Origin of the sequence: Arthrobacter sp. AFG7.2 (assembly GCF_002892835.1) — a bacterium.
In the GTDB taxonomy this organism is placed as follows: Bacteria; Actinomycetota; Actinomycetes; order Actinomycetales; family Micrococcaceae; genus Arthrobacter.
Genome location: NZ_PJMB01000002.1, coordinates 243,659 through 269,985 on the forward strand (window position 1 = coordinate 243,659; position 26,327 = coordinate 269,985).

Consider the following 26,327-nt stretch of genomic DNA (forward strand, 5'->3'; position numbering starts at 1 on the left):
GCGCCCGTTAGGCTTGGGGTATGTCCTCCAACACCGGGCCTTCTTCAACTGGACCGTTTTCCCCTGAGCCCGCTGACTTCGAGCAGCTCTCGCCGGCCGAGCGGTACCGGGCCAGCGCGGAGCGCATGGCAGAAGCAGCGACGTACCTGGGAGCGTTCGTCAGAACCCTCGACTTCGAGCTTGACGACTTCCAGCGCCAGTCGTGCCGGTCCCTGCAGGAAGGCAGGGGAGTCCTGGTGGCAGCACCCACCGGCGCGGGCAAAACAATCGTCGGTGAATTCGCCATCTACCTCGCCCTGCAGCGGGGGCTCAAGGCCTTCTACACCACGCCCATCAAGGCACTCAGCAACCAGAAGTTCACCGAACTCTCCGAAAAGTATGGCGCCGGCAACGTCGGCCTGCTCACCGGCGACACAAGCATCAACGGTGACGCGCCCGTCGTCGTGATGACCACCGAAGTCCTGCGGAACATGCTGTACGCGGATTCCGCAACCCTGGATGACCTGGGCTACGTGGTGATGGACGAGGTCCACTACCTTGCGGACCGGTTCCGGGGAGCGGTCTGGGAGGAAGTCATCATCCACCTCCCCAGCGAAGTGCAGGTGGTATCCCTCAGCGCCACCGTTTCGAACGCGGAGGAGTTCGGCGCCTGGCTGGACACCGTCCGCGGCGATACCGACATCATCGTTTCCGAACACCGACCGGTGCCCCTCTGGCAGCACGTGATGGTGGGGCGCCAGATCATGGATCTGTTCGCCGGCGAAACCACCTTCGATGAAATCGCGCCGCCCGTGGAGGAGGGGGAGACGCAGCCGGTCTCACCCAAGGACAGCGACAAGGGACGCGGCTTCGACGTCAATCCCGACCTCCTGACCGTCGCGCGGAGCGAAAGCCAGCAAATTTTCCGCAGCCGCCAGGGAGGACCGGGCGGGCGCGGCCAGCGTGGAAGGCGCGGCAACGACCGGCCCGGCCGCGGCGGCGACGAGCGGGGAGTACGCCCCGCCAGCCGGCCGCAGGTGATCGCCAGCCTGGACCGCATGGACCTGCTGCCGGCCATCACCTTCATCTTTTCCAGGGCAGGCTGTGATGCTGCAGTGGCCCAGTGCGTGGGGTCCGGGCTGTGGCTCACCACCGAAAAAGAGCAACGCATCATTGCCCAGCGCGTTGACGAGGCCGGACAGGACATCCCGCCGGACGACCTCGACGTCCTGGGCTTCTGGACCTGGCGGGACGGACTGATCCGGGGGTTCGCAGCGCACCACGCCGGCATGCTGCCCACGTTCAAGGAAGTGGTGGAGAAGCTCTTCGTTGACGGCCTGGTCAAGGCAGTGTTCGCCACAGAAACCCTGGCTCTGGGTGTCAACATGCCCGCCCGCTCCGTGGTTCTGGAAAAACTGGACAAATTCAACGGTGAGGCCCACGTGGACATCACCGCAGGGGAGTACACCCAGCTGACGGGTCGTGCCGGGCGCCGCGGCATCGACGTCGAAGGCCATGCAGTGGTCCTGTGGCAGCCAGGGACGGATCCGACGGCGGTAGCCGGCCTCGCGTCCCGGCGCACCTACCCCTTGAACTCGAGTTTCCGTCCCACCTACAACATGAGCATCAACCTCCTGGCCCAGTTTGGCCGGGCGCGTGCACGCGAAATCCTTGAGTCCTCCTTTGCGCAGTTTCAGGCTGACCGTTCCGTCGTGGGACTGGCCAAGCAGGTGCGCAGCCGGGAGGAATCGCTGGCCGGTTACGCCAAGTCGATGACCTGCCACCTGGGCGACTTCACTGAGTACGCACGGCTGCGCAGGGAACTGTCCGACGCCGAAAACGCCACCTCAAAAACCAAGTCCCGTGCCCGGAAATCCCTGAGCGACGATTCGCTGGCACGCCTGCTTCCCGGGGATGTGGTGCACGTTCCCGGCGGCAGGGCTCCCGGGCCGGCCATTGTCCTCAGTTCGGACCACGCCAGCCGCGAACCCCGGCCTGCAGTTCTGACACTGGACAACCAGCTGCGCAGGATCGGGACGGATGACCTTGAAGGTCCGATCGCGCCCGTAACGCGCATCCGGATTCCCAAGTCCTTCAACGCCAAGGTACCCAAGTCCCGCCGCGACCTTGCATCCTCGGCCCGGAATGCGCTCCGGGAAAACCGGCCACCTGCTCCGGGTAACAACCGCAACAATGACTTCGGGCTGGCCACGGCGCTGCCCAACCAGGAAAAGCGGATTGCCGATCTCCGCCGCGCACTCCGCGCCCACCCGTGCCACGGGTGCAGCGAGCGGGAAGACCACGCACGCTGGTCCGAGCGCTGGTGGAAGCTCCGGCGGGAAACAGACGGGCTGGTGCGGCAGATCCAGGGCCGGACCAACACCATCGCCAAAACCTTCGACCGCGTCTGCGATGTCCTGTCCACCTACGGTTACCTTGAGCCGGCTGCCGACGGGCGGCTCGCCATCAGCCCGGACGGCCAGCGGCTGCGGCGGATCTACGGGGAAAAGGACCTGCTCATCTCCCAGTCCCTGCGGCTGGGTGCGTTTGATGACCTGGACGCTGCGGAGGTCGCGGCGCTGGCCAGCGTCCTGGTGTACCAGGCGAAACGGGAAGAGCGCGGGCTCCGGCCGCGGATGCCCAGTGTTTCCCTCGAAACGTCGGTGGATATCGTCGTTCGTGAATGGTCTGCCCTGGAGGACGTGGAAGAGGATAACAAGCTTCCGTTGACCGGTGAACCTGAACTTGGGCTTGTGTGGCCTGTTTACAAATGGGCCCGGGGCCGTCACCTGCAGGACGTCCTGAGCGGCACCGACCTCGCGGCGGGAGACTTCGTCCGCTGGGTCAAGCAGGTTGTTGACCTGCTGGACCAGCTTGCCAAGATCCCCGGCCTGGATCCCCGCCTGGCCAGGCTCTGTGCCGAGGCCATTTCCCTGATCCGCCGCGGCGTCGTGGCGTATTCGTCCGTACTTTGACCAGCCGTGCCGGTCCTGGTACCGGCACGCCCCAATGCCAGGAGCACCACTCCCTATGTCCCAGCCTCAAACGCTGCCCGCCCCGCGCCCAAAAACAGTCCTCTACCGGAACGGGTCCGTGTACACCGCCGCAGACCCCTTTGCCACGGCAATGGTGGTGGAGGGCGGCACCGTGGCGTGGGTGGGATCCGAACAAGCGGCCTCGTCCATCGCGGACAGCTCCATGGAGATCATTGACCTCCGCGGAGCCCTGGTGGCGCCGGGTTTCGTGGACTCCCACATCCATCTCACGGAGACGGGCATCGCACTGGACTCGCTGCAGCTGGGCGGCATCCGCTCAGCCAGGGAGCTGCTGGACGCCGTTGCTGCAGCGCCCGGCGACGGCCCTGTCCTGGGCCACGGCTGGGACGAGACTGCCTGGCTGGACAGCGGCCTGCCCACCGCCGCTGAACTGGAGCGGGCATCAGCCGGGCGTCCTGTGTACCTGTCCCGGGTTGACGTTCATTCGGCGCTGGTGTCCGGGTCACTGGCGCATTCGGCCGGGCTGCGGGAGCTGGACGGGTTCGACGGCGGCCCCAGGGTTCGGCGGGCGGCACACACGGCGGCGCGCCGGGCTACCCGCCGCCTGCCAGGGGACGCGCTGAAGCGGCACCAGGCCCGCGCACTGTCCGAAGCGGCCGCAAACGGATACGTGGCGGTGGCCGAAATGGGAGCACCGCATATTGGCGGGGTGGAGGACCTGCGGCTTGCGGGCGCCTGGAACAGCAGTGGGGAAGGAGGCAGTGCCGTCCCGGAAGTCCTGCCGTATTGGGGGGAACTGGCATCTTCCGAAGAGAATGCGCGCAGTCTCCTGGGCCAGTTTGATTTCGGCGTACGGGGGCTTGCCGGCGACCTGAACATCGACGGTTCTGTTGGCTCACGGACAGCGGCTCTGAGGTCAGGGTACATTGATGCTCCGGACGAGCAGGGCAGCCTGTACCTGAGCGTGGAGGAAGCCGCCGCGCACCTGGCCGCATGCTCGCTCGCGGGAGTCCAGGGCGGTTTCCACGTTATCGGTGACGCGGGGCTGGACGCCGCGCTCTCCGCGTTGGAGCTTGCCGCCGCGGAAGTTGGCGAGCAGCGGATGCGTGCCGCAGGGCATCGCTTTGAGCACGTGGAGATGATGGACTCTGCGGCAGTGGAGATGCTGTCCCGGTATGCCGTAACGGTGAGTGCCCAGCCGGCGTTTGACGCTGCCTGGGGCGGGACCGGGGGCCTTTATGAGCAGCGGCTGGGGGAGCGGAGCAGGTCCATGAACCCGTTTGCCACCCTCTACGCAGCCGGGGTTCCCATCTGTTTCGGCAGCGACAGCCCTGTCACAGCGCTGCGCCCCTGGTCCAGCGTCAGGGCATGTATTGAGCACCACAACCTTGATGAGCGCATTTCCGCCAGGGCCGCTTTCCTGGGCCATACGCGTGCCGGCTGGCGGGCAGCCAGGTATCCGGACCCCATGGCAGGACAGCTGGTTCCCGGGGCACCGGCAAGCTTCGCTGTGTGGGAGGTGGAGGAACTGATGGTCCAGGTGGCCGATGGCCGGGTCCAGTCCTGGAGCACGGATCCGAGGGCGCGCACCCCGCTGCTGCCTGCCCTGGACACCGGTGCTGACCCGGTCTGCCTGCAGACGGTCCGCAACGGCGTCGAACTTTTCGCAAGTCCGGCGCTTCGGTCCTGACCGGACCACTGCCGCCCTATAATTGGTAGTTGCGCCTGCTGCCGATCTGTTCGCAGCCGGGCGCACTGACCGTTTCCCCCAGGAAAGGCCCTCTGTGCGAGTCCTCACCATCATTCCCACCTATAACGAACTGGAATCGCTGCCCAAGACCCTTCAGCGGCTTCGCACGGCAGTTCCGGCGTCGGACGTGCTGGTGGTGGACGACAACAGCCCTGACGGTACCGGGCAGCTCGCGGACAGTTTCGCTGCCGGGGACGCCCAGGTGCATGTCCTGCACCGGAAGGGCAAGGAAGGGCTCGGGGCCGCCTACATCGCCGGCTTCCGGTGGGGCCTGGATGCCGGGTACGACGTCCTGGTGGAGATGGACGCGGACGGCTCCCACCAGCCTGAGCAGCTTCCCCAGCTCCTGGAAGCCGTTGAGCAGGGCGCTGACCTTGCTATGGGCTCCCGCTGGGTTCCCGGAGGAAAAGTAGTCAACTGGCCGCTCTACCGCCAGGCCATTTCACGGGTTGGAAGCACCTACGCCCGGCTTATGCTCGGCCTAAGCATCAAGGATGTCACCGGTGGCTACCGTGCCTTCCGCAGGACCACACTGGAAAAGCTCAACCTGGACCTGGTGGATTCGGTGGGCTACGGGTTCCAGGTTGACCTCGCCTTCCGGGTGGCCCGCATGGGCCTGCGCATCGAGGAACGTCCCATCACTTTTGTTGAGCGGGAACTTGGAGCCTCCAAAATGAGCGGCAACATCGTGCTTGAGGCAATGGTGAACGTTACCAAGTGGGGACTCCAGGCCCGCTGGAACACCCTCACCCGCAGGAAAGCGGCGGCCCGGCAGTAGAGGAAGCGCTGCTGCCGAGGGAGCCAGCCAGCCGGACCAACACAGAAGGGGCCGTCCCTGCACGTTCAAGTGCAGGGACGGCCCCTTCCCAGCGTCAGGCCGCCAGTCTGGAACCTCTAGGCGGAGCGGCGTTCCCCGCGGCGTTCGCGCAGGATGGTCAGCCGGTCCTCAAGGATCTGCTCAAGCTCGGGGAGTGAGCGGCGTTCCAGCAGCATGTCCCAGTGTGTACGCACTGCTTTGTCGTTGCTGGTGTCGGGACGCTCGCCATCAACCAGGAGGGCTTCCTTACCGGTTTTGGAAACCCAGACCGGGGGAATCTCCGCTTCTGAGGAGAAGGTGACGAAGACCTGCTCGCCGTCCTCGCACCGGTACTCGACACGCTGGCGCGGAGCCGGCTCTACTCCGGACTCGGTCTCCATGCTCTGTGCACCAAGGCGCATGCCCCGCAGGCTGCGATCGCTCATGATTTCTCCCTCTGGTCGGTTCGCGGCGTATAACACCGCGCCAGCCGGCAGCGGCCAAGCGCCGCCGGACTACTGTGTGCTCTGTGTTGCATCTTTAGATTCAACGCATCGCGAAGCTTCGTTGTTCCAGCGGATCTGCTCCTGCCGGACAAATACTCAAGTATACCGGCGCTGGCCCTGAACAGCCAAAAGGAGGGGCCCGCAGCAGCGGATCCCTCCTTTTGGCCGGCACTCCGGTCGGCCCGGGTTCAAGCTCTAAGGCTCGGACGGTTTGGCTCCCACTTCATCAAACAGGCCGCCGGAACCGGGTTCAGGGTTGGTCCCGCCCAGGGCGTTACCGATCCCCTTCAGGGCCTCGCCGACTTCACTGGGAATGATCCACAGCTTATTGGACGAGCCCTCCGCCAGCTTGGGCAGCGTCTGCAGGTACTGGTAGGCCAGCAGCTTCTGGTCCGGGTTGCCCTTGTGGATGGCGTCGAAGACCTTCTGGATAGCCTGGGCTTCACCGTCAGCACGGAGAATGGCGGCCTTGGCATCGCCTTCCGCCGCGAGGATGGAGGCCTGCCGCTGGCCCTCGGCGGTCAGGATTGCTGACTGCTTGGTCCCTTCGGCAGTCAGGATGGCAGCACGGCGGTCACGCTCGGCGCGCATCTGCTTCTCCATGGAGTCCTGAATGGAGTGCGGCGGGTCGATGGCCTTCAGTTCCACCCGGGAAACCCGGATGCCCCAGCGGCCGGTGGCCTCGTCCAGGACCCCGCGGAGCTGGCCATTGATCTGGTCGCGGGAGGTCAGTGCCTCCTCCAGGTTCAGTCCGCCCACCACGTTGCGCAAGGTGGTGGTGGTCAGTTGCTCCACGGCTTGTATGTAGTTGGCAATCTCGTACGTGGCCGCGCGCGGGTCAGTCACCTGGAAATACACCACAGTGTCGATGGAGACCACCAGGTTGTCCTCGGTGATGACGGGCTGCGGCGGGAACGAGACCACCTGCTCACGAAGATCCAGCAGCGGCAGGAGCCGGTCCACGAACGGAATCAGGATGGTCAGTCCCGGATTGAGCGTCCGCTGGTATTTTCCAAGCCGTTCAACCACTCCTGCCCGCGCCTGTGGAATGATCCGGACCGCCCGGACCAGAACGATAATCACAAACACGATCAGGACCACCAGCACTATGGCGAGTGCGGCTCCTCCTGCGTTATCCATACATCTCCTTTTTCCCCAATTGTTCAGGCTGTATCAGGACTTATCGTCGGCTTCCGAGGGCGCCGAGACGACGGCGGTTGCGCCGTCGATCGCGGCTACAACTACTTTTTGTCCGGCGGGAAGGACCCCTGCCGCGGAGCGTGCGCTCCAGATGTCGCCGCCAATCTTGACCAGGCCGCCGTCGGACGTCACGGGTTCCATGACCACGGCCAGCTCGCCGATCAGGCGGTCCACGTTGGTCCGCTGCTCGGACGGACCCTTCTTAAGGTGGGACAAAGCGACGGGCCGGACAAACGCAATCATGAGGAGTGAAACGACGCAGAAAACCACGATCTGCAGCCACGGGTCCGCGCCCGCGAAGTCGGCCACCAGGGCGGCGAGGGTTCCTCCGCCGAGCATGATGAAGAACAGGTCAAGGGTGATCATCTCAATCACTGCAAAAGCGAGGAAAGCAGTGAGCCACAGTGCCCACCAGTTCTCGCCCAACCATTCGAACAACGTTCTCCCCCTTCGCTACGGGAAGCCGCGTCCGCGGATCCGCCAGTAACTGTCCTTCCATCCTAGTGCGGGTGTCCGTATTATGGGCGGGCCGGGCTCAGCTGTGGGGGATAGTGGCCAAGTCGTTACGCCGGCTGCGGCGTGGCGGGCCGGAAGACGGTCAAGCGGAACCTGGCTTCGGTCTGCAGGGTCTCGGGCTGCCCCTCAAGGCGGCCGGTGATGGCTGCGGGGTCAAGATGGTGCCCGGCCGGGCCCATGTAGGCAAGGCCTGCCGCCTCCTGGCGGGTAAGCGACAGGGGGAACCCGACGTCGCGGGCCTCCTCGACGATGAAGTGGGGAGCCATCGCCCCGGCAAGGCGGCTGTCCTTGTCCTCTTCGATGGCGAGCATTCCCGTGATACGGGCGATCGAGGCCAGATGCCCGTGCCGGGGAGTCACCACCAGCAGGCGTCCGGTGGGCCGCAGAACGCGGGCGAACTCCGGCGCGTTGCGGGGCGCGAAGACGACAGTGACCACGTCGACAGAGTTCCCGGCCAGCGGCAATGCCTGCCACACGTCCCAGGCCAGGTGCAGCGCCTCGGGGTTGAGCCTTGCGGCCCGCCTCAGTGCGAATTTGGAGATGTCCAGGCCCAGGGCTGCGACGTTCAGTCCTTCTGCTGCCGCTGCGTCGAGAACAACGCGGAGGTAATGCCCGGTCCCGGTGCCGGAGTCGAGGACGACGGCGGGTTCCCTGGCGAGGTGCGGCACGACGGCGGCAGCTACGGCGTCCGCGAGCGGGCGGTAGTGGCCGTGCCCCAGAAAGTTGAACCGGGCATCAACCATTTCGGCGGTGTCGGCCTCGAAAGCCGTGCCTTTGCCCACGAGCAGGTTGAAATAGCCCTGCCGGGCAGCGTCGAAGCTGTGACCGGAGCCGCAGGCAAGGCCGCCCTGCCCTGAAGGATTCGCCCGTGCAAGTTCCAGCGGCTCCGAGCACACCGGACACAGCAGAGGAAGGCTGGGAAAGGGCATACGCACCATCTTAGGGCTGTCCGCGCATGTCCAGCAGTGCGCGGACTGGCCAGCCGCGTCACCAACGTCTCAGGTCAATACACCTGGCCCGCAGGGAAGGGGGCGGTGCCGGCATCGAAGCCGAGGCCGGCCTGCGCCCTGCTGATTCCGGGCTCGGCCCAGTGGGCGGCGTACTCGGCGTTGCTGCTGAGCGAGCGCAACTGGGCCCGGTCCACGTAGAGAATGCCGTTGAGGTGGTCAGTTTCGTGCTGCACAATGCGCGCCTGCCAGCCTGCGAACTCCTGTTGAACCGCTGATCCGTCGGGCGCCTGAAACTCCAGCAGGACTTTCTCCGGGCGGGCGACCACTGCCTGCAAGCCGTTCAGGGACAGGCAACCCTCGTAGAAGGAAGCCAGCTCCGTGCCCACGGCTGTGTAGCGGGGGTTGAGGATGGCAAGGAACTCAAGGGGACTCCGTTTGCGCAGAGCTGCGGCCTCCGGGTCGACGTCGTACTGGTCCTCCAGGACGGCTATCTGCAGCGGTATGCCCAGCTGCGGTGCTGCCAGTCCGACGCCGGGCGCCTCGTGCATGACCTGCCGCATGAGGGTGATCAGGCGGTCAAGCTGATTGGCGGAGAGCTGGCCATCGAAGGCGGCGGCGCGCTGGCGGAGTGCAGGATGGCCGGCCTGCACAATGGGCGGCAGCGTCCCTGCGGACAGGATCCGCTCCACAGTGTCCCGGATCTGTTCGTTATTGAGGGCGGTCTCCGGCGGATTGTGGCTCATGGAGAAAAGCCTACTGGGGGCGTGCCATTCCGGCGGAAGGGCTGGGTTATGGTCTTTCCATGGCTGAAGACTCCTCCTCGAACACCCCTGCCCTGGACTGCGTCCTGGCTTTCATCCGCGTCCTGGAATCAGGCGGGGGATCCGACGACATCAGGCCCTTCCTGGCTGACTCCTTCGTGCTCGTGGAAGCCCCGCACCTCCTGGCACCGGAAGGATCCACGAGGTCACTGGAATCAGTGCTTGCCGGTGCCGACCAGAGCTCAGAAGTGGTCGCGGACCAGAAGTTTACGGTCAGGCGCACTACCTGTGAGGGCGGAAGAGTGGCTGTGGAGGCAGACTGGTCAGCCACCGCGCTGATGGACCTGCGCTACTGGGACAGCGGAGAGACCATCCGCGCCAGGACATCATCGGTGTTCGAGGTCAGCGACGGAAAGATCCTGAGCCAGGACAGTTACGACTGCTACTTCAGGTGACGGCCCAGGGAGGCTTTGCCTTCCCGGGACCTGATTACTGCATCGTGAACCGGCGGGCAGTCCACTGGTTAATGGCCGGAGTGGAAGCGGCGGCCCCAATGGCAAGGTTCCGCAGCTTCAGGAGAGGTCCGGGCAGTGGGCGTCCCAGCATCATATTGAATTCCGACTGCCGCCGTGCGGTCACGGCGGCACGCTGCCGGCCGGCCTCGAACTCTTTCAGCTCCGCGTCCACCGCCTCCCCAGCCAGGGACCTGGCAATCACCGGAGCCAGGGCCCGGGCATCAAGCCAGCCAAGATTCATGCCCTGACCACCGATGGGGCTGATCTCGTGTGCAGCGTCCCCGATCAGCAGGACCCGCCCGGCCACGGTACGCCGGGCGAGAGTGGACCGGACACTGAACGCGCTCGTCATGCAGTTGGTCTCCGCCTCCGGCATGATTCCCGTCCGCGCGTGCACCAGCTCTGCCAGCTGGACCGCGTCTGCTGCTTTGGCAGGCTGACCGAGACGTACCACCCACCGCCGCAGGCCACCGGGAAGCGGGAAGGACTCAACGATTCCCCCTGGTTCCAGGAACAACACCGCCATCTGACCGTGATGCCCGGCGTCAGCGAAGTCTCCCATCAGGTAGTGGTCGGGATAGGCCTTCGCCTTGACGGGCACACCGAGCGCGCCGCGCATCCGTGACCTCGCGCCGTCAGCCGCCACCACAACGGTGGCCTCGAAGCCATCGTGGCCTGCTTGTCCATCCACAGAAGGTTCGACGGCGACGGCGGTCCTGTCGCCGTCGTCGTTCAGTCCCGTGACCTCGATGCCCCGGACCATTGCCTTACTGTCCAGGGCAAGGACGCGTTCCTCCAGCAGCTGTTCCGTCCGGTACTGGGGGAGGGCCAGCACGAACGGATAGTCCTTCGAAACGTTTGCGAAGGACATGGTGCCCACTGTCTTGCCGCCGCTGACCGCCAGGCCCGTACGGATGGCCACGCCCTCCTGCACCATGGCTGCGGCCACGCCGACCTCGTCCAGTGCAGCGAGGGCAGGCGGGTGGATCCCGATGGCGCGGGTGTGGATGTTCCGTTCCTTCCTCTGCTCGAGGATGCGCACCGAGATTCCCTGCTTCAGGAGGGAAGCGGCCAGGTACAGTCCCACCGGTCCGCCCCCGATAATGGCGACATCTGTCCGCACGTCAGCCCCTCGGGTAAGCGAGTACCTGGTGGAAGGCACTGCCGGACCGGACATCCCAGCCTGGTGGAGCGGTGGATATCAGCTCAGGACGCGTGTAACTCCGGCGGATGGAGGTCAGCCCGTCCGCGCGGATGAAGGAATGGCGGAACGGAAGGGCGGCAACGCTGAAGAGGGCATAGGCCACCGTGCTTCGGCGGAGATCGTTGTGAAGTGCCGCCTGTCCGGCCAGTATTTCCGAATGTGCCAGCAGTTCCAGCAGTTGCCCGTGATCCAGGTGGTGCAGGACATGGTTCGAGATCACGAAGTCGTACTGCCTGCCTTCCTGCACGAGTTCACTGCTGTGGGCCTGCCGGAAACTGACCCCGGGCATGGCCGGGCGCTGCAGGGCAAAGGCGGCCGCCCGGGGATCAGGATCGATGCCTGTGATGTCCAGCCCCACGTGGTCCCGTGCTGCCCACCGTGCCAGCATGACGGCAAGGTCACCGCCGCCTGAACCGATATCCAGAAGGGTTCCCGGCCGGGCACTGGCGGCAAGGAAGGGGCGCAGCTCCCGCACGTACAGCCGCCGCCATCCGGCCAGCGCCCGGTTCACGGCGGCAAACTGCCTGTACGTGTTGTCCAGGGCCTGCGGATCGCAGTCAGGCAGGTCCATGATCTCAGTGGCACCGGTGGCGCGCTGCCGCAGCAGGAGGTCCACGGGATCAGGCCACCGGCGCTGCCGCCGGCAATCGCTCCTGCTCCTGCTCCACGTGTGGGGTCTGTTCCGCCGTCACGTGGCGCTGAGCCTGCCGCAGTTTGGTGAACAGCGCGGTTTCCACGGTGAGGCCCGGGCCGAACGCCATGGAGCAGATGCGCTCGTCGCCCGGCTCCGGGTCCTGCTCCAGGATGTGCTTGATGACAAAAAGAACCGTCGCGCTGCTCATGTTGCCGTAGTTCCTGAGGATCTCGCGGGCCGGGACCAGCTGCTCCGCGGTCAGGCCAAGCCGGGATTCCACTTTGTCCAGGATGCTCCGGCCGCCGGGGTGGATGGCCCAGTGCCGGATGTCGGAGTAGGGGAGGGCCGCTAGCTCCGGTTCCCGTGCCAGCAGCGGCTCCAGCGCCCCGACGATGTGGTCATCGATGATGTGCGGCACGTAGTTTCCGAGGACCATCTCGAAACCGTGGTCGCCAATGTTCCAAGCCATCGAGTCCTCGCCGACGGGAGTAAGCACAGTCTCGAAGTGGTCCAGCTGCAGGAGGGCGTTTTCCTTCGTGCCCGGCCGCGCGGTGACGACGGCGGCAGCGGCGCCGTCAGCGAAAAGGGCGGATCCCATGATGGTGTCGGGATCGTTGGAGGTGCGGACATGGAGCGAGCAGAGTTCCGCGCAAACAACCAGGACGACGGCGTTGGGGTCGGCTTCGCAGAACAGCTTCGCGGCGCGGAGTGCGGGAAAGGCCGCGTAACACCCCATGAAGCCGAGGTGGTAGCGCTGGACGGCAGGATCCAGGCCAAGCTCCCGGACGATTTTGTAGTCAGGTCCAGGGTTGAAGAAACCGGTGCAGGAGACGGTCACGAGATGAGTTATGTCAGGTAGATTGAGCTCCGGACAGGCTTCCACGGCCGATCGGGCAGCCTCAACAAACAACTTGGTGGCTTCGCGGCCGAAGATTTCATTGCGGACCTTTGTGCTGGGATTCAGCAGGAGGCCGGTGGCCTGGTCGTAGAAATTGGGGTCGTCGGCGCGAAAATCATTGGTCATTTCCTCGACGGCCGTAAACCGGGTTTCGATGGCCGCCGAATCGAAACACGTACTCACCAGCCGTGAACCGAGCCTGGACAATCCGGGCTGCGCCGCAAAGACGTCCCGGGCTTCGGACTGGATCAGCATCGTTTGAGGGACTGCAGTTTCAAGGGCGCGTACGTAGACCGTCATTGACTCATTCTTAACGAGCGCAGGGATATTGGCAACGGCCAGCGAGGCTTTGACCTGCGGTCATGTCCGGTCTGTCCAGGCCAATACGCTGCGGAATGTGCCCCTGCCGGACACTCTGAGAAAGTGCCGATAATCTACATTATGTAAAGCTGAGTTTTGCTTACCTCATCAGATGAATCACGCAGGCCCTCTCCTGCGGATTCCGCACGGATTCCGGATGAGGCGTTCGAGCCCCTCCGTGCAGCAGCGTTCAGGGACGGATTCAAGGAACAGTTCGGCGATGAATATGCACCATTACCAGTAGAAAAAAGTTGTGGGTGCATCTGATGACGACCGCCGGTTCAATCCCGGCTACACGGCCGGCGGCTTGTTCCTGGCTGCCAGGACTGCCAGATCACGGATGAGTCTTTGCACCTCGTGTTCACGGCCGCGGGCGGGAACGGCCGGGGACGTCGCTGCCGGGCCTTTAAGAGGTTCCGGGGCGGGCTTCGGCTCGCTGGTCGGTTTTACGGGAGGCTGGTCCCCTGCCGCAAACGGATCAATGAAGTGTACGTTTTCCATATACAACCTCCCCCAAGGCTTTTGCATTTTCCTTATAGTACTCATGGGACTTGTCATTTCAACTAATTCGCGGTGAGCGGCCGCAGCGGGTTCCATGGCCACGGCCCGTCCGCTCCCCCAGCCGGCACATCCGCTCCGCTGACCGTGGACGTAGCAGTGGGCCTATCCGTTCCCGGGGCAGGGATCAACTGCCACCACGGCTCTTCGGCCGGACCCGGCCGCCCCTCTTGCCCCAGGACCTTTGGCTCTCCCGTTCAGGGGATCGAGGCTTCATGATGGCAGGGACGTTCCGGACACAGTGCCGGCAGGAGGTGGCGACAATGGCCAGTACCCGGCATGAAGTGCAGTCCCCATTTCCTGCGCGCTCCCCCAACGCTATGCAAAGGCTCCTGTCCGGCCGGTTAACAGGCCTTGCCGTCGGGACGGCCCTCGCAGCGGGGTGGGGGCTTCTCTCCGGCTGGATGATGCCCCGCGGTCCGCTGACAACGGGTGAAGCGCTGGCAACCATGACCGTAAGCCTGGTCATAGGCATCGCTGCAGGAGCATCAATGGGTTCACGCTGGGCAATGCTGGTTGCGCCCGTCGTTTCGGTGATTGTGTTTGAAGCCGCCCGGCTGGGTGCTGAAGGCCCGACTGTGGATGCTGTCCAGTCCAGCACCTACGGCATCTTTGCCTTCATCGTGGGCCGTGGTTTCCATGCGCTGCTGGCTCTCACTCCCATGATTCTGGGCGCGGCAGTCGGTGCCGGACACATGCGGCGATCCGAGCCATCCACGCCGCGCCGCCGCGCTAAGCTTTGGCGTGGCATCCGGCGGTCCCTGGCCGCCGTCGTCGGCCTGGCTCTCGTTGCCTTGGCCGTTCTGATCGCCCGGCCCGCCTCTACCTCGCCCATCATGGGTCCTGACGGCAACCCCGCGGCGGGCAGCATCACAGAACTCACCACCGTGGAGGCCGGCGGCAAGGACCTTGGCCTGATGCTCCGCGGGACCAGCACCAGAAACCCCGTCCTGCTGTTCCTGGCGGGAGGCCCCGGCGGTTCAGAGCTCGGAGCCATGCGCAACCACCTCCCCGCCCTCGAAGAAACTTTTCTTGTGGCGACGCTCGATCAACGGGGTACGGGCACGTCCTACCCGGCCCTCGATCCGACCTCCACCCTCAGCCTCGAGAGCTACGTAAAGGACACACTGTCGGTCACCAACTACCTGCGGGAGCGTTTTGACCAGGACCGCATTTATCTGATGGGCCAGTCGGGCGGCACTCTTCACGGCATTCTTGCCGTCCAGCGCAACCCGGACTTCTACCGTGCGTTCGTCGGCGTAGGCCAAATGGTCAGTCCGCTCGAAACGGACCGGATCTTTTACCAGGACACCCTTGACTGGGCGAACCGGACCGGCAAAGCGGAGCTGGCAGGGAAACTGGAAGACATTGGTCCCCCGCCCTACGAAAGCATGCTCGACTACGAAACTGCGTTGTCCCATGAGTACGAGGTCTACTCTTACGATCGCACGGGCAATTCGGAGGGCGAGGGCGGGTTCTCCGAGAATTTCCTGGTCCCCGAATACACCTTCACGGACCAGGTTCATCTGCTCGGCGCGTTCATGGACACCTTCGCTGTCCTCTACCCGCAACTCCAGGACCTCGACTTCCGGAATGACGCAATCTCGCTGGAGGTGCCTGTCTTCTTTGTCCAGGGGGCCCATGAAGCGCGCGGCCGCGCCGAACCCTTCCGCGAATGGGTAGCGGTCCTCGAAGCCCCGGGCAAAGAGGTCGTGGAGTTCGAAAATTCCGGGCACAGGCCCCTGTTCGAGGAGCCGGCGAAATTCGTTGCGTTTATGCGGGACACCGTGCTTACCGGCACGGCGTCCTGACATGGCGGGGCCAAGGCCGCAGAAGAGTTGAGGAAGTAAATGAAACGGCGGAACGCGGCTGGTAACCCGGATTAACGCGGTCTACGACTGGAACAAGCCGCTGGTGGCGCTGGCCGTCGTCGTACTTTTGGAGTTCGGCGACTTTGCTATGCTCCGCAGGATGCTCCTGGGAATCGAGGACAGGGGCGAGGCGGTGAACGGCAGCGGCCACGCTGGCTGAACTGCCAAAGTCAGCGCCTGGATCCCACCCCGGCCCCGACCAGTGCACCGACGCCTAACCCGAGTGCAAAGCCAAGGAACGGGCTGTCGAACACCGCCAGCCCAAGGGTGATTCCAACTGCCGCGCCAAGCAGGCAACAGATCCAGAGCGGCTTGTTCACAGGGCTCCTATCCTGGTTGGCGTAACCGGTGGCGGTGAGTGCCTGCCGCCGTCAGCCGTCATAGGCCCTTCGCAGTTCCGCAATGTCAAGCTTCCGCATGTTCAGCATCGCCTGCATGGCGCGCTGCGAGCCGTGGGGATCCGGTCCGGCGATCAATGACGGCAGGATGGTCGGAACGATCTGCCAGGACACTCCGAAGCGGTCCTTCAACCAGCCGCACTGGCTTTCCGAACCTCCGTCCGTGAGCGCAGTCCAGTACCTGTCCACTGCGGACTGGTCCTCGCAGTCCACCACAAACGAGATGGCTTCGGTGAAGCTGGAACCCCGTGCACCGTTCAGGGCAGTGAATGCGCGCCCTTCAAGTTCAAAGTCCACGGCGATGGCCTCACCCGCCGGACCCGGGCCGCCCTCACCGAACCTCGAAACGTTCACAATCTTTGAGTCGTCGAAAACTGAGGCATAGAACGTTGCCGCTTCTTCCGCCTGGTTGTCGAACCAGAGGCAAGTCCCGATCTTTCGTGGCATGGATGGCTCCCTTCCGGCTCGAGCCTAATGCCGGGGCCCACGGCGCACAACGACTGGGGCTAGGCTCGAAACCATGAGTTCCCGCACCATGAAGTCCCCCGGACCGCCCGTCCTCCGCCTGCCGCTGGCAGCCGCACTTACGGATACCGTCCTGATTTTGGTGTTCGCCGCCGTCGGACGCGATGCCCACCAGCGCGGCGATATCATTTCGGGTGTGCTGCTGACCGCTTGGCCGTTCCTTGCGGGGGCGGCCATCGGGTGGGCTGCTGCCAGAGCGTGGCGGGCCCCGCTCTCGGTGCGCAGGGCCGGGCTGGCCGTATGGCTTGGCAGCGTGGCGGGAGGGATGGCGCTGCGTGCGGTGACGGGGCAAACGGTGGTGCTCCCGTTCGTCATCGTGGCCCTGCTCAGCCTGGGGCTATTGCTCCTTGGCTACCGTCTGCTGCTCGCAGGCCTGCGGCGCCGAAGGCGTGCCTGAGTGCCCAACGGCGCGGTTCACGCCGGGCCGGAAGTGCGGGCCGATGTAATAGGCTGGCAGCACTGAAAGCTTGCCGGGCACTGCTACGGCGCAACAGATCCGGAAGGTTCAACGTGATCACCGCATTCGTTCTGATCAAGACCGACGCTTCCCGCATTCCCGAGACGGCCGAGGAAATCTCCGCGATCGAGGGCATCAGCGAGGTGTATTCAGTGACTGGTGAATGGGACCTCATTGCAGTGGCCCGGGTGCACCAGCACGAGGACCTGGCCGACGTCATTGCCGACCGGCTTTCCAAGGTCCCTGCCGTGGTGCACACCACGACGCATATTGCCTTCCGGGCCTACTCTCAGCATGACCTTGACGCGGCGTTTTCGATGGGCTTCGAACAGTAGCCTGATTCCTGCTAGCGGGCAGTCAGGGAAACCCACTTCTCAAGAACCGCCGCAGCCGCGCCGGAATCAATCGAGTCTGCCGCGCGGTCAAACGCGGACTGCATACGGTCACCAAAGTGCCCCGTGGCGGATTCGTCGAAAGCCACCAGGCCGGCAGCCGCATTAAGCAGAACCGCATCGCGGGCTGCGCCTTCCTTGCCTGCGAGGACGTCCCGGACCACAGCGGCGTTAACCTCCGCATTGCCGCCCCGAAGCTGCTCGACAGTAGCCAGGCCAATGCCCAGGTCCTGCGGAGTGAAAGTAAGTTCAGTCACGATGCCGCCGCGGATTTCCCACACGGTGGACGGGCCGGTGGTGGTCAATTCATCGAGGCCGTCGTTTCCCCGGAACACCAGTCCCCTGCTCCCCCGCTGAGCCAGGACGCCAGCCACCAGCGGCGCCATCCTCGCGTTTGCGACGCCGACCGCCGAGGCCTGCACATTGGCCGGGTTGGTCAGGGGACCAAGGAAATTAAAAGCAGTCGGAACGGCCAGTTCCCTGCGGGGAACCGCCGTGTGGCGGAATGACGGGTGGAAGACCTGGGCAAAGCAGAAGGTAATCCCCGCCTCCTCGGCGTTTCGCGCCACCTGCTCGATGGTGAGATCCAACCGGACACCCAAGGCTTCCAGTACATCGGCGGAGCCGGACGACGACGACGCTGCCCTGTTGCCGTGTTTGACCACCTTTGCGCCGGCTCCTGCAGCAACAAGGGCGGCCATGGTGGAGATGTTCACCGTATTCAACTGGTCTCCACCCGTACCCACGATGTCCAGCTTTTGACCTGAGATCCTCACCGGTTTTGCGTGGGCAAGCATGGCGTCAACCAACCCGGAAAGTTCCTCCACAGTTTCACCCTTGGCGCTGAGCGCCACCAGGAACCCGGCGATCTGCGCCGGGGTGGCCTCGCCGGACATGATGGTGTCCATTGCCCAGGAGGTGTTGTCAGCAGTAAGGTCGGCTCCGCTGATCAGCGCGGAGATCAGCCTGGGCCAGGAGTTGACGGACGGTGCAGAAGCCTGTGAAGTCACCTCCTGATGCTATCGAGGGATGCCGGAGACTGACCAATATGAACCACCGCGGGAACTTTTCGGCGCGAATTCGCGTCTTTGTAGAAAAAGTCCCCGAAAAAGGCGGTTTGCGTTGGGCAGCACGGACTTTTGCAGACATAATGTCTATGTGACATCTGCGACCCATGCCCCCAGTACCCCGGCGCACCCCACGCTGAACCGCCCCAATATGGTTTCCGTTGGAACCGTTGTGTGGCTGTCCAGCGAGTTGATGTTCTTCGCCGGTCTCTTCGCCATGTACTTCACGCTGCGCTCCACGAGCGCACAGATGTGGGCGGACGAGACAGCCAAGCTCAACTTCCCCTTTGCGCTCGCCAACACCATCGTCCTCGTGGCCAGTTCCTTTACTTGCCAGATGGGCGTCTTCGCGGCCGAACGGCTCCAGCCGCGCCGGACCGGGGGTGTGTTCCAGTTCGCCCGCTGGGGAATGAACGAATGGTTCACCCTGACGTTCCTCATGGGCGCGTTCTTTGTCGCCGGGCAGGCCACCGAATACGCGATGCTCGTTTCTGAGCACGTGTCGCTTTCCTCCAACGCGTACGGCTCCGCTTTCTACATGACCACCGGGTTCCACGGCCTGCACGTCATCGGCGGGCTCATCGCCTTCCTGCTCATCATGGGCCGGTCTTTTGCCGCGAAGAAGTTCGGGCATTTCGAAGCGACGTCAGCGATCGTCACCTCTTACTACTGGCACTTCGTGGATGTCGTGTGGATCGGCCTCTTCCTGGTCATCTACGTACTCAAGTAGCCAGCTTTGATTCTTTTTCTACAAGAGGCAGAATTTCAGGTAGCGGCTCCCCGAGCCGGCGCAGGATCGAATAAAGGAACCACCACGTGAAGGCACTCTCACAAAAGCGGCGTCACCCACTTGCAGCAATAGCGCTGCTCCTGATGGGGCTCCTCATCACGGGTGGGCTCTACGCCGTGGCTACCACCGTCAACGAGGCAAAGGCCTCCACCACCTCGTACAGCGCGGATGACGTGGAGGAGGGCGGCAAGCTGTTCGCCGCCAACTGCGCCACCTGCCACGGCATGGGTGCCAGCGGCAGTGAGGCCGGTCCTTCCCTGGTCGGCGTCGGTGCCGCCTCGGTTGACTTCCAGGTTGGAACCGGCCGCATGCCGATGCAGATGAACGGCCCCCAGGCGATGAAGAAGCCTGTCCAGTTCAACGATGAGCAGACCAGGCAGCTCGCCGCCTACGTGGCGTCCCTGGGCGCCGGACCGGCAATTCCGGAAGAGGGCCTGCTGGATGAAGGCGGCGACGCCGCTGCCGGTGGCGAACTGTTCCGCGTCAACTGCGCCATGTGCCACAACGCTGCTGCCGCCGGTGGTGCTCTGACGCGCGGCAAGTTTGCGCCCGCGCTGGCCGACGTTTCCGGCAAGCACATCTACGAGGCAATGGTGACGGGCCCGCAGAACATGCCTGTGTTCAGCGATTCCAACATCACCCCCGAAGACAAGCGGGACATCATCACCTTCCTGAAGCAGATCGAAACCACCGGTTCGCCCGGCGGCGCCGACCTCGGGTCCCTCGGTCCCGTGGCGGAGGGCCTGTTCGTATGGGTAGCAGGCCTTGGCGTCATCATCGCCTTCACCATCTGGTTGACTTCCCGGACGTCCTGACATCCGGGCACCGCACACTTCTGCTGATCCGTCAGCAGCTTGATATTAGAAACTAACCCGGTATCCGCCGGGACGAGAGAAGGATGAGGCGAATTATGGGCAACCATAGTGACGGCAGTCCGAGCCACTCGGGCACCGTAGCTAGGGCTGGTCAGAATGAGGTGGAGAAGTTCCAGGACCCTGGAATTCCTCCGCACCGTTTGCGCCTGGCTGACACGGACCCGAAGGCCGCAAAGCGGGCAGAACGGCAGGTCGCCTTACTATTTGGCATTTCTGTTGTTGGAACCCTGATCTTCCTGGTGGCGTACTTCGCCATCGACCTGGGAGCCGAAGATTCGAGCATTGGGACCATCCGGCTCCAGAACATGCTGTTGGGGCTTGGTACCGCGTTCGCGATGCTCGGCATCGGTACCGGCATTGTGCACTGGGCCAAAGCGCTCATGCCTGACCACGAAGTTTCCGAGGAGCGCCACGCGATCCGTTACGAAGAGGACCGCCAGGCGGCTGTCCGAATCGTGGATGACATCGTTGAAGAGACGGGCATCAAGCGCCGTCCCCTGATCCGGAACACGCTCCTGGGTGCGGTTGCCCTGGCGCCCCTGCCGGCAGTTGCCATCTTCGGTGACCTCGGACCGCGGCCTGATAACAAGCTGGCGCACACCCTGTGGGCGCCCCAGGAGGGCAAGCTTAAGCGCCTCGCCCGGGACCCCGACGGAACGCCAATCAAGGCCTCCGACGTCACCATCGGTTCTGCGTTCCACGTCATTCCGGAGGGCCTGAACGACCTCCACGAAGGCAAACTCAACGAAAAGGCCAAGGCCGTTGTGCTGCTCATGCGGCTGGACCCGGCGTCGTTGAACCCCTCCGAGGGCCGCGAGGACTGGGGCTACAACGGAATCGTTGCCTACTCCAAGATCTGCACCCACGTCGGTTGCCCTGTCGCTCTCTACGAGCAGCAGACGCACCACCTGCTGTGCCCGTGCCACCAGTCCACCTTCGACCTCACTCAAGAGTGCAAGGTGATCTTCGGCCCCGCCAGCCGGCCTCTCCCCCAGCTGCCCATTGCAGTTGACGACGAGGGCTACTTGGTCGCCACCAGCGACTTCAAAGAACCTGTAGGACCAAGTTACTGGGAGCGTGATATGCATGAGCGCAGCGTCAACAGCTGAGCCCGCTTTCGTCGCCAAAACCAAGACAGGCCGGGTTACCGACTTCGTCGATCAGCGTGTTGGCGGTTCCGGAATTCTCCGCGAGTTCGGCCGCAAGGTCTTCCCGGACCACTGGTCCTTCATGTTCGGCGAAGTTGCCCTCTACTCTTTCGTCATCCTGCTGCTCTCCGGCACGTTCCTGACGTTCTTCTTCGATCCGTCCATGGCCGAGACGCACTACGACGGTTCGTACGTGCCGTTGAAGGGCGTCGAGATGTCGGTGGCGTACAGCTCTTCGCTCGATATTTCGTTCGACATCCGTGGCGGGCTGTTCATGCGCCAGGTCCACCACTGGGCCGCCCTGCTGTTCGTGGCATCCATCGCGGTGCACATGCTCAGGGTCTTCTTCACGGGAGCTTTCCGCAAGCCCCGCGAAATGAACTGGGTTGTGGGCGGCGTGCTGCTCATCCTGGCCATGGCTGCCGGCTTCACCGGTTACTCCCTGCCTGACGATCTGCTCTCCGGTAACGGCCTGCGCATTATCGACGGCGTTATCAAGTCCATCCCGGTCATCGGTACCTACATCTCGTTCTTCCTCTTCGGCGGCGAGTTCCCGGGTACGGCAGTCATCGGACGCCTCTACATGCTGCACATCCTGCTGGTGCCGGCGCTGATCCTGCTGATGATCGTTCTCCACCTGTTCATGGTGGTTGTTCACAAGCACACCCAGTACCCCGGTCCGGGCCGCAACGACAACAACGTCGTCGGGTACCCCCTTGGTCCCGTTTACGCTGCAAAGGCCGGCGGGTTCTTCTTTATCGTCTTCGGCGTGCTGGCGCTGATGGCAGGGTTCTTCACGATCAACCCGATCTGGAACTACGGTCCCTACGACCCCTCCCCCGTCTCCGCCGGTACTCAGCCTGACTGGTACATCGGTTTCGTTGACGGTGCGCTGCGCCTGATGCCGGGCACCTTCGGTGACTGGCAGGTTGAGCAGACGTGGCTTGGTTTCGTGTTCTCGTTCAACGTACTGCTGCCGGCCCTGGTGCCTGCAGGCATCCTGTTCACAGTGATGTTCATGTACCCGTGGATCGAGCGCTGGGTCACCAAGGATGATCGTGAGCACCACGTTCTGGACCGTCCCCGCAATGCCCCCACCCGTACCGCAATCGGCATGGCCGGTTTCGTTTGGTACTGCGTCATGTGGGCAGCTGCAGGTTCGGACCTCATCGCCACGCACTTCAGCGTTTCGCTGAACGACGTCACCTACTGGCTGCGGGCCCTGTTCTTCATTGGCCCGATCATTGCTTTCATCGTGACCAAGCGTGTGGCCCTGGCCCTTCAGCGCAAGGACCGGGAAATCGCACTCCACGGACGTGAGACCGGCCGCATTGTCCGGCTCCCGCACGGTGAATTCATCGAGGTACACGCTCCCCTGGATGAATACAAGCGCTACAAGCTCGTGGGCTTCGAATCTCCTCAGGTCCTGCCCGCCGTGCCCAACGAGCATGGCGTTGTAACCCGCAAGGAGAAGCGCCGCGCGTTCCTCTCCAAGTGGTTCTTCGAGGACCGGGTAGCCCCTGCAACGCCCGCTGAGCTGGAAGCGGCCCACGGCCACGGCCACGAAGCAGTCGAGGCGCCAGAGGCAGCCAAGAGCCTGTCGCACTAAGCTCTATGATTCAACAAGGAAGGCCCGGTCCACGTGGACCGGGCCTTCCTTTGTGCTGCGGATGCTGTGGCGCCCGGGAGAAAGGGCCGCGATGGCGTCGTCGACCTGCGTCCCCAGGCTTCCTAGTGGTTGCGGGCCCTGCGTGCACCGGGGCGCTGCAGTGGAACCCACAGCTTGTAACGGTCCGCGCGGTAGTACGAGACGGAATAGTCCACCATCGCCCGGGCAACAAAGGCGTGCCGTTGGATCTTCAGGAGCGGGGAACCCACTTCCACATTCAGCAGGCGCGCGGTGGACGGTGACGCCGCCGTGGCCTCGATCATGTCCTCGCCCCATTCCATGACCAGGCCGAACTGCTCACTCAGGACGTTGTAAAGCGATGTGGGCGGTTCCCCCTCCAGCAGCCCCGGGACCCGGTGAGCGGGGATGAAGTTTTCATCCACACTCATTGGCTCACCGTCCGCGAGCAGCAGGCGACGGAACCGGACGAGCGGTGTGCCCTCGTCCAGCTGCAGTTCACGTGCCAGGAATGCACTGGCTCCAATTTGCTCAAAGCTAAGTACCTTTGCGGCCGGGACCATGCCCCGCCGCTGCATCTCCTCACTGTATGAGGTCAGTTTCACCTGGAGATCGAGCTTCGGTCTCCGGACGAACGTCCCCAAGCCCACAACTCGCTCGATCACTTCCTCGCCTACCAAAGCGTCGATAGCCTGACGGACAGTCATCCGTGCCAGTCCAAATCGTTCGGCGAGGTCGCGTTCCGAGGGCAGGGCCGAGCCTGGCGGGCAGGACTGCGCAATGTAGGACCGCAGGATCTCGCGAAGCTGGATGTAGATTGCCGTGCCGCTGGCGCGGTCTATATCGCCGACGATGGCCGCCGCACTACCAGGCATGGGGCCTCGCCCCTACATTGAAGTTCACCCTCCAATTTTAGGGCAGGTCTAGACCAGCGATGCGCCGTTCCGCCGTTTGGCGGCGCAAGACCCCAGACCGCTATATTTGTCAGGAAAATGTCCTGCCGGCGGCGGTAAGCTGCCACAACGAAGGAGTGTCCCCTTGCCAGTTCAGAAGGCCGTGGTCAAGGCCTCAGTTGGTCTGCACGCGCGGCCTGCCGCCGTTTTTGTGCGGGCTGTTACTGAGACCGGGTTGCCGGTAACCATCGCCAAAGCGGGCGACCCCCACGTGGACGCACGTTCGCTCCTGCAGGTGATGACGGCAGATTTTCACCAGGGGTGCGAGGTGGAGTTGAGCGTCAGTGATGCGGTGCTGGGCGGCACGCTGAGCCGTCAGGAGGCCGAGGACGCCCTCCGCTCCCTCGGCGAACTCCTGGAGTCGCAGGGCGCTTCCTAGCCCGGCCAGCACAGCAACTAACAGTTGCCGGCAGAACGACGTCGGGCCCCCACCTTCCGGTGAGGGCCCGACGTCGTTATTTCAAAATTGCTGCTGTTAGTGCGCGTGGTCTCCGCGGCTGTACTCGTACACCCAGCCGATGAGTGCGACTACCGCAAGGCCGGCTGCAATGTAGACAATCCAGAAACCGACTGCGAGGCCAAGGAAGCCCGTTGCGCAGGCAATACCGAGAACCAGCGGCCACCAGCTCCAGGGGCTGAAGTGCCCCTGCTCGCCGGCGCCTTCGTGGATTTCCGCATCGCTGCGGTCCTCGGGACGGAGGCCTACGCGCTTGCCGGTGAATCCAAGGTATCCACCGATCATGCCGGCCAGGCCGCCCACGAGGAGGACGCCGAGGATGCCGACCCACTCACCCCAGTTGGTCAGGAAACCGTATACCAGCGATACCGGAACGAAGAAGAAGACTCCGGCTCCAAAGATCCATGATTCGATTTTCACTGTGCAGTGTCCTTCTGGTCGGCATTACCGAGCGTCTTGGCTGCGGGAGCGGGCGACTCAACAGTCTGAACCTGTCGAAGCTCGGGGTGGTGCAGGTCGAGCGCCGGCCGCTCCGAGCGGATCCGGGGCAGGGAGGTGAAGTTGTGGCGCGGCGGCGGGCAGGAGGTGGCCCACTCCAGCGAGGCACCAAAGCCCCACGGGTCGTCCACGGTGACCCTCTCGGCGCTGCGCCATGTGATGTACACGTTCCAGAAGAACGGGATCAGCGACGCCCCCAGGACAAACGACGCCACGGTGGAGAACTGGTTCATCCAGGTGAAGTTGTCCTCCACGAGGTAGTCAGCGTAGCGGCGCGGCATGCCCTCGACACCCAGCCAGTGCTGGATCAGGAAGGTGCCGTGGAAGCCGAGGAACAGCAGCCAGAAGTGGATCTTGCCAAGCCGCTCGTTGAGCATCTTGCCTGTGAACTTGGGCCACCAGAAGTAGAAGCCTGCGAACATCGCGAATACCACGGTGCCGAACACCACGTAGTGGAAGTGCGCCACCACGAAGTAGGAGTCGGACACGTGGAAGTCAAGCGGCGGGGAGGCCAGGATAATGCCGGTGAGGCCGCCGAAGAGGAACGTGATGAGGAAGCCGATGCTCCACAGCATGGGCGTCTCGAACGTCAGCGAGCCGCGCCACATGGTGCCGATCCAGTTGAAGAACTTCACGCCCGTGGGCACTGCGATCAGCATGGTCATGAAGGCGAAGAACGGGAGCAGTACTGCGCCGGTGACGTACATGTGGTGTGCCCACACCGTCACGGACAGGGCCGCGATGGCGATGGTTGCGTACACCAGGCCCTTGTAGCCGAAGATTGGCTTGCGGCTGAAGACCGGGAAGATCTCCGAGACAATGCCGAAGAACGGCAGCGCGATGATGTAAACCTCGGGGTGGCCGAAGAACCAGAACAGGTGCTGCCAGAGGACAGCGCCGCCGTTCTCGGGGTCGAAGATGTGTGCACCGAACCGGCGGTCGGCACCCAGCGCGAACAGGGCGGCGGCCAGCGGCGGGAACGCCATGAGCACCAGGATTGCGGTGATCAGCGTGTTCCAGGTGAAGATCGGCATCCGCCACATGGTCATGCCCGGAGCACGCATGCAGATGATCGTGGTGATGAAGTTGACCGCACCCAGAATGGTTCCGAAGCCGGAAAGAGCCAGGCCGAAGACCCAGAGATCGCCGCCGATGCCCGGGCTGAAGGTGGTATTCGACAGCGGAGCGTAGGCGAACCAGCCGAAGGAAGCGGCACCCTGCGGGGTGATGAAGCCGGACACCGCAATGGTGGAGCCGAAGAGGAAGAACCAGAAGGCCAGCGCGTTCAGCCGCGGGAAGGCCACGTCCGGGGCGCCGATCTGCAGCGGCATGATCACGTTTGCAAAGCCGGCGAACAGCGGGGTGGCGAACATCAGCAGCATCACGGTGCCGTGCATTGTGAACAGCTGGTTGTACTGTTCCTTGGTCTGCAGGATCTGCATGCCGGGCTCAAACAGCTCAGCACGGATGAGCAGCGCCATAACGCCGCCCAGGCAGAAGAACACGAAGGACGCAATCAGGTACATGTACCCAATGGTCTTGTGGTCGGTTGAGGTGATCCAGTTGACGACGATGCGTCCCTTGGACTTCGGAACCACGGGAGCCGTCAGGGCTCCGGTGGGTGCGGATTGAGTGTACGTAGCCAC

Annotated in this window: 26 protein-coding genes; 12 read left to right on the top strand and 14 right to left on the bottom strand. The window is 63.9% G+C overall.

Going from position 1 to position 26,327, the window contains the following annotated elements; translation table 11 throughout:
• Nucleotides 1–20: 20 nt before the first annotated feature.
• From CXX84_RS04875 to CXX84_RS04885, 3 genes are all read left to right on the top strand, one after another.
• Nucleotides 21–2,954 (top strand): DEAD/DEAH box helicase, encoded by a 2,934-nt coding sequence (locus CXX84_RS04875; protein ID WP_102975576.1) that lies wholly within the window; start codon nucleotides 21–23, stop codon nucleotides 2,952–2,954.
• 55 nt (nucleotides 2,955–3,009) lie between these two features.
• Nucleotides 3,010–4,665, top strand: a complete 1,656-nt coding sequence (locus CXX84_RS04880; RefSeq protein WP_102975577.1) for an amidohydrolase — start codon at nucleotides 3,010–3,012, stop codon at nucleotides 4,663–4,665.
• Nucleotides 4,666–4,759: 94 nt separating this feature from the next.
• Nucleotides 4,760–5,503: a polyprenol monophosphomannose synthase gene (locus CXX84_RS04885; protein WP_102975578.1), complete on the top strand. Its 744-nt coding sequence runs from the start codon at nucleotides 4,760–4,762 to the stop codon at nucleotides 5,501–5,503.
• A 116-nt stretch (nucleotides 5,504–5,619) separates the two neighbouring features.
• Here CXX84_RS04885 and CXX84_RS04890 read toward each other — a convergent pair whose 3' ends face one another.
• From CXX84_RS04890 to CXX84_RS04910, 5 genes are all read right to left on the bottom strand, one after another.
• Entirely contained in the window at nucleotides 5,620–5,967 is a 348-nt protein-coding gene (locus CXX84_RS04890) for an RNA polymerase-binding protein RbpA (protein ID WP_013600997.1), read from the bottom strand.
• A gap of 255 nt (nucleotides 5,968–6,222) precedes the next feature.
• A complete protein-coding gene (locus CXX84_RS04895; RefSeq protein ID WP_102975579.1) occupies nucleotides 6,223–7,167 on the bottom strand; it encodes an SPFH domain-containing protein in 945 nt (314 codons plus the stop codon).
• 33 nt (nucleotides 7,168–7,200) lie between these two features.
• Complete coding sequence (locus CXX84_RS04900; protein WP_102975580.1) at nucleotides 7,201–7,665, bottom strand: NfeD family protein; 465 nt, start codon at nucleotides 7,663–7,665, stop codon at nucleotides 7,201–7,203.
• Nucleotides 7,666–7,790: 125 nt separating this feature from the next.
• On the bottom strand, nucleotides 7,791–8,672 hold the full coding sequence (locus tag CXX84_RS04905) for a putative RNA methyltransferase (RefSeq protein ID WP_102975581.1): 882 nt from the start codon (nucleotides 8,670–8,672) through the stop codon (nucleotides 7,791–7,793).
• Between the two features lie 74 nt (nucleotides 8,673–8,746).
• Nucleotides 8,747–9,436: a peptide deformylase gene (locus tag CXX84_RS04910; protein WP_102975582.1), complete on the bottom strand. Its 690-nt coding sequence runs from the start codon at nucleotides 9,434–9,436 to the stop codon at nucleotides 8,747–8,749.
• 59 nt (nucleotides 9,437–9,495) lie between these two features.
• Here CXX84_RS04910 and CXX84_RS04915 point away from each other — a divergent pair, with 59 nt between their 5' ends.
• On the top strand, nucleotides 9,496–9,909 hold the full coding sequence (locus tag CXX84_RS04915; RefSeq protein ID WP_102975583.1) for a nuclear transport factor 2 family protein: 414 nt from the start codon (nucleotides 9,496–9,498) through the stop codon (nucleotides 9,907–9,909).
• Nucleotides 9,910–9,943: 34 nt separating this feature from the next.
• Here CXX84_RS04915 and CXX84_RS04920 read toward each other — a convergent pair whose 3' ends face one another.
• The 4 genes from CXX84_RS04920 to CXX84_RS04935 all read right to left on the bottom strand — a co-directional run bounded on the left by CXX84_RS04920 (nucleotide 9,944) and on the right by CXX84_RS04935 (nucleotide 13,566).
• Complete coding sequence (locus CXX84_RS04920; RefSeq protein ID WP_223252974.1) at nucleotides 9,944–11,092, bottom strand: FAD-dependent oxidoreductase; 1,149 nt, start codon at nucleotides 11,090–11,092, stop codon at nucleotides 9,944–9,946.
• A gap of 1 nt (nucleotide 11,093) precedes the next feature.
• Nucleotides 11,094–11,744: a class I SAM-dependent methyltransferase gene (locus tag CXX84_RS04925; RefSeq protein ID WP_411266197.1), complete on the bottom strand. Its 651-nt coding sequence runs from the start codon at nucleotides 11,742–11,744 to the stop codon at nucleotides 11,094–11,096.
• 49 nt (nucleotides 11,745–11,793) lie between these two features.
• The gene (locus CXX84_RS04930) at nucleotides 11,794–13,005 is read right to left on the bottom strand and encodes a type III polyketide synthase (protein WP_102975586.1); all 1,212 of its coding nucleotides are present in this window, start codon (nucleotides 13,003–13,005) and stop codon (nucleotides 11,794–11,796) included.
• 351 nt (nucleotides 13,006–13,356) lie between these two features.
• Nucleotides 13,357–13,566 carry a hypothetical protein gene (locus tag CXX84_RS04935; protein WP_102975587.1) on the bottom strand — a complete coding sequence of 70 codons (210 nt, stop codon included), beginning with the start codon at nucleotides 13,564–13,566 and terminating at the stop codon, nucleotides 13,357–13,359.
• A 377-nt stretch (nucleotides 13,567–13,943) separates the two neighbouring features.
• Between CXX84_RS04935 and CXX84_RS04940 the strand changes: the two genes are divergently transcribed.
• On the top strand, nucleotides 13,944–15,434 hold the full coding sequence (locus CXX84_RS04940; RefSeq protein WP_223252975.1) for an alpha/beta fold hydrolase: 1,491 nt from the start codon (nucleotides 13,944–13,946) through the stop codon (nucleotides 15,432–15,434).
• 431 nt (nucleotides 15,435–15,865) lie between these two features.
• Here CXX84_RS04940 and CXX84_RS04945 read toward each other — a convergent pair whose 3' ends face one another.
• A complete protein-coding gene (locus tag CXX84_RS04945; protein WP_102975589.1) occupies nucleotides 15,866–16,339 on the bottom strand; it encodes a VOC family protein in 474 nt (157 codons plus the stop codon).
• Nucleotides 16,340–16,412: 73 nt separating this feature from the next.
• On the opposite strand from CXX84_RS04945, the gene CXX84_RS04950 reads away from it, so the two are divergent.
• Both CXX84_RS04950 and CXX84_RS04955 read left to right on the top strand, forming a co-directional pair.
• Nucleotides 16,413–16,814: a DUF3054 domain-containing protein gene (locus CXX84_RS04950; protein ID WP_102975590.1), complete on the top strand. Its 402-nt coding sequence runs from the start codon at nucleotides 16,413–16,415 to the stop codon at nucleotides 16,812–16,814.
• A gap of 113 nt (nucleotides 16,815–16,927) precedes the next feature.
• Nucleotides 16,928–17,209, top strand: coding sequence for an Lrp/AsnC family transcriptional regulator (locus CXX84_RS04955; RefSeq protein ID WP_102975591.1), 282 nt, complete (start codon nucleotides 16,928–16,930; stop codon nucleotides 17,207–17,209).
• Nucleotides 17,210–17,220: 11 nt separating this feature from the next.
• Here the strand turns inward: CXX84_RS04955 and trpD are convergent, their stop codons facing one another.
• Nucleotides 17,221–18,276: an anthranilate phosphoribosyltransferase gene (gene trpD / locus CXX84_RS04960; protein WP_102975592.1), complete on the bottom strand. Its 1,056-nt coding sequence runs from the start codon at nucleotides 18,274–18,276 to the stop codon at nucleotides 17,221–17,223.
• 208 nt (nucleotides 18,277–18,484) lie between these two features.
• On the opposite strand from trpD, the gene CXX84_RS04965 reads away from it, so the two are divergent.
• From CXX84_RS04965 to CXX84_RS04980, 4 genes are all read left to right on the top strand, one after another.
• On the top strand, nucleotides 18,485–19,063 hold the full coding sequence (locus tag CXX84_RS04965) for a heme-copper oxidase subunit III (RefSeq protein WP_102975593.1): 579 nt from the start codon (nucleotides 18,485–18,487) through the stop codon (nucleotides 19,061–19,063).
• Nucleotides 19,064–19,149: 86 nt separating this feature from the next.
• Nucleotides 19,150–19,938: a c-type cytochrome gene (locus tag CXX84_RS04970; RefSeq protein ID WP_102975594.1), complete on the top strand. Its 789-nt coding sequence runs from the start codon at nucleotides 19,150–19,152 to the stop codon at nucleotides 19,936–19,938.
• A 95-nt stretch (nucleotides 19,939–20,033) separates the two neighbouring features.
• On the top strand, nucleotides 20,034–21,107 hold the full coding sequence (locus CXX84_RS04975) for a ubiquinol-cytochrome c reductase iron-sulfur subunit (protein ID WP_102975595.1): 1,074 nt from the start codon (nucleotides 20,034–20,036) through the stop codon (nucleotides 21,105–21,107).
• Nucleotides 21,085–22,755 (top strand): cytochrome b, encoded by a 1,671-nt coding sequence (locus CXX84_RS04980; RefSeq protein WP_102975596.1) that lies wholly within the window; start codon nucleotides 21,085–21,087, stop codon nucleotides 22,753–22,755. The genes CXX84_RS04975 and CXX84_RS04980 overlap by 23 nt, the downstream gene beginning before the upstream one ends.
• Before the next feature lie 122 nt (nucleotides 22,756–22,877).
• On the opposite strand, the gene CXX84_RS04985 is transcribed toward CXX84_RS04980, so the two are convergent.
• Nucleotides 22,878–23,648, bottom strand: a complete 771-nt coding sequence (locus tag CXX84_RS04985; RefSeq protein ID WP_102975597.1) for a GntR family transcriptional regulator — start codon at nucleotides 23,646–23,648, stop codon at nucleotides 22,878–22,880.
• Nucleotides 23,649–23,811: 163 nt separating this feature from the next.
• On the opposite strand from CXX84_RS04985, the gene CXX84_RS04990 reads away from it, so the two are divergent.
• The gene (locus CXX84_RS04990) at nucleotides 23,812–24,105 is read left to right on the top strand and encodes an HPr family phosphocarrier protein (protein ID WP_102975598.1); all 294 of its coding nucleotides are present in this window, start codon (nucleotides 23,812–23,814) and stop codon (nucleotides 24,103–24,105) included.
• A gap of 96 nt (nucleotides 24,106–24,201) precedes the next feature.
• Here the strand turns inward: CXX84_RS04990 and CXX84_RS04995 are convergent, their stop codons facing one another.
• Nucleotides 24,202–24,603 carry a cytochrome c oxidase subunit 4 gene (locus tag CXX84_RS04995; protein WP_102975599.1) on the bottom strand — a complete coding sequence of 134 codons (402 nt, stop codon included), beginning with the start codon at nucleotides 24,601–24,603 and terminating at the stop codon, nucleotides 24,202–24,204.
• The gene (ctaD, locus tag CXX84_RS05000; RefSeq protein ID WP_102975600.1) at nucleotides 24,600–26,327 is read right to left on the bottom strand and encodes a cytochrome c oxidase subunit I; all 1,728 of its coding nucleotides are present in this window, start codon (nucleotides 26,325–26,327) and stop codon (nucleotides 24,600–24,602) included. The genes CXX84_RS04995 and ctaD overlap by 4 nt, the downstream gene beginning before the upstream one ends.

Excerpts from the sequence above, each read along its gene's own strand:
- CXX84_RS04895 (WP_102975579.1), bottom strand. The coding sequence starts at position 7,167 with ATGGATAACGCAGGAGGAGCCGCACTCGCCATAGTGCTGGTGGTCCTG.
- CXX84_RS04880 (WP_102975577.1), top strand. The coding sequence starts at position 3,010 with ATGTCCCAGCCTCAAACGCTGCCCGCCCCGCGCCCAAAAACAGTCCTC.
- CXX84_RS04965 (WP_102975593.1), top strand. The coding sequence starts at position 18,485 with ATGGTTTCCGTTGGAACCGTTGTGTGGCTGTCCAGCGAGTTGATGTTC.
- CXX84_RS04950 (WP_102975590.1), top strand. The coding sequence starts at position 16,413 with ATGAGTTCCCGCACCATGAAGTCCCCCGGACCGCCCGTCCTCCGCCTG.
- CXX84_RS04975 (WP_102975595.1), top strand. The coding sequence starts at position 20,034 with ATGGGCAACCATAGTGACGGCAGTCCGAGCCACTCGGGCACCGTAGCT.
- CXX84_RS04980 (WP_102975596.1), top strand. The coding sequence starts at position 21,085 with ATGAGCGCAGCGTCAACAGCTGAGCCCGCTTTCGTCGCCAAAACCAAG.
- CXX84_RS04945 (WP_102975589.1), bottom strand. The coding sequence starts at position 16,339 with ATGCCACGAAAGATCGGGACTTGCCTCTGGTTCGACAACCAGGCGGAA.
- CXX84_RS04935 (WP_102975587.1), bottom strand. The coding sequence starts at position 13,566 with ATGGAAAACGTACACTTCATTGATCCGTTTGCGGCAGGGGACCAGCCT.
- CXX84_RS04875 (WP_102975576.1), top strand. The coding sequence starts at position 21 with ATGTCCTCCAACACCGGGCCTTCTTCAACTGGACCGTTTTCCCCTGAG.
- CXX84_RS04905 (WP_102975581.1), bottom strand. The coding sequence starts at position 8,672 with ATGCCCTTTCCCAGCCTTCCTCTGCTGTGTCCGGTGTGCTCGGAGCCG.
- CXX84_RS04940 (WP_223252975.1), top strand. The coding sequence starts at position 13,944 with ATGCAAAGGCTCCTGTCCGGCCGGTTAACAGGCCTTGCCGTCGGGACG.
- CXX84_RS04930 (WP_102975586.1), bottom strand. The coding sequence starts at position 13,005 with ATGACGGTCTACGTACGCGCCCTTGAAACTGCAGTCCCTCAAACGATG.
- CXX84_RS04910 (WP_102975582.1), bottom strand. The coding sequence starts at position 9,436 with ATGAGCCACAATCCGCCGGAGACCGCCCTCAATAACGAACAGATCCGG.
- CXX84_RS04915 (WP_102975583.1), top strand. The coding sequence starts at position 9,496 with ATGGCTGAAGACTCCTCCTCGAACACCCCTGCCCTGGACTGCGTCCTG.
- CXX84_RS04925 (WP_411266197.1), bottom strand. The coding sequence starts at position 11,744 with ATGGACCTGCCTGACTGCGATCCGCAGGCCCTGGACAACACGTACAGG.
- CXX84_RS04890 (WP_013600997.1), bottom strand. The coding sequence starts at position 5,967 with ATGAGCGATCGCAGCCTGCGGGGCATGCGCCTTGGTGCACAGAGCATG.
- CXX84_RS04985 (WP_102975597.1), bottom strand. The coding sequence starts at position 23,648 with ATGCCTGGTAGTGCGGCGGCCATCGTCGGCGATATAGACCGCGCCAGC.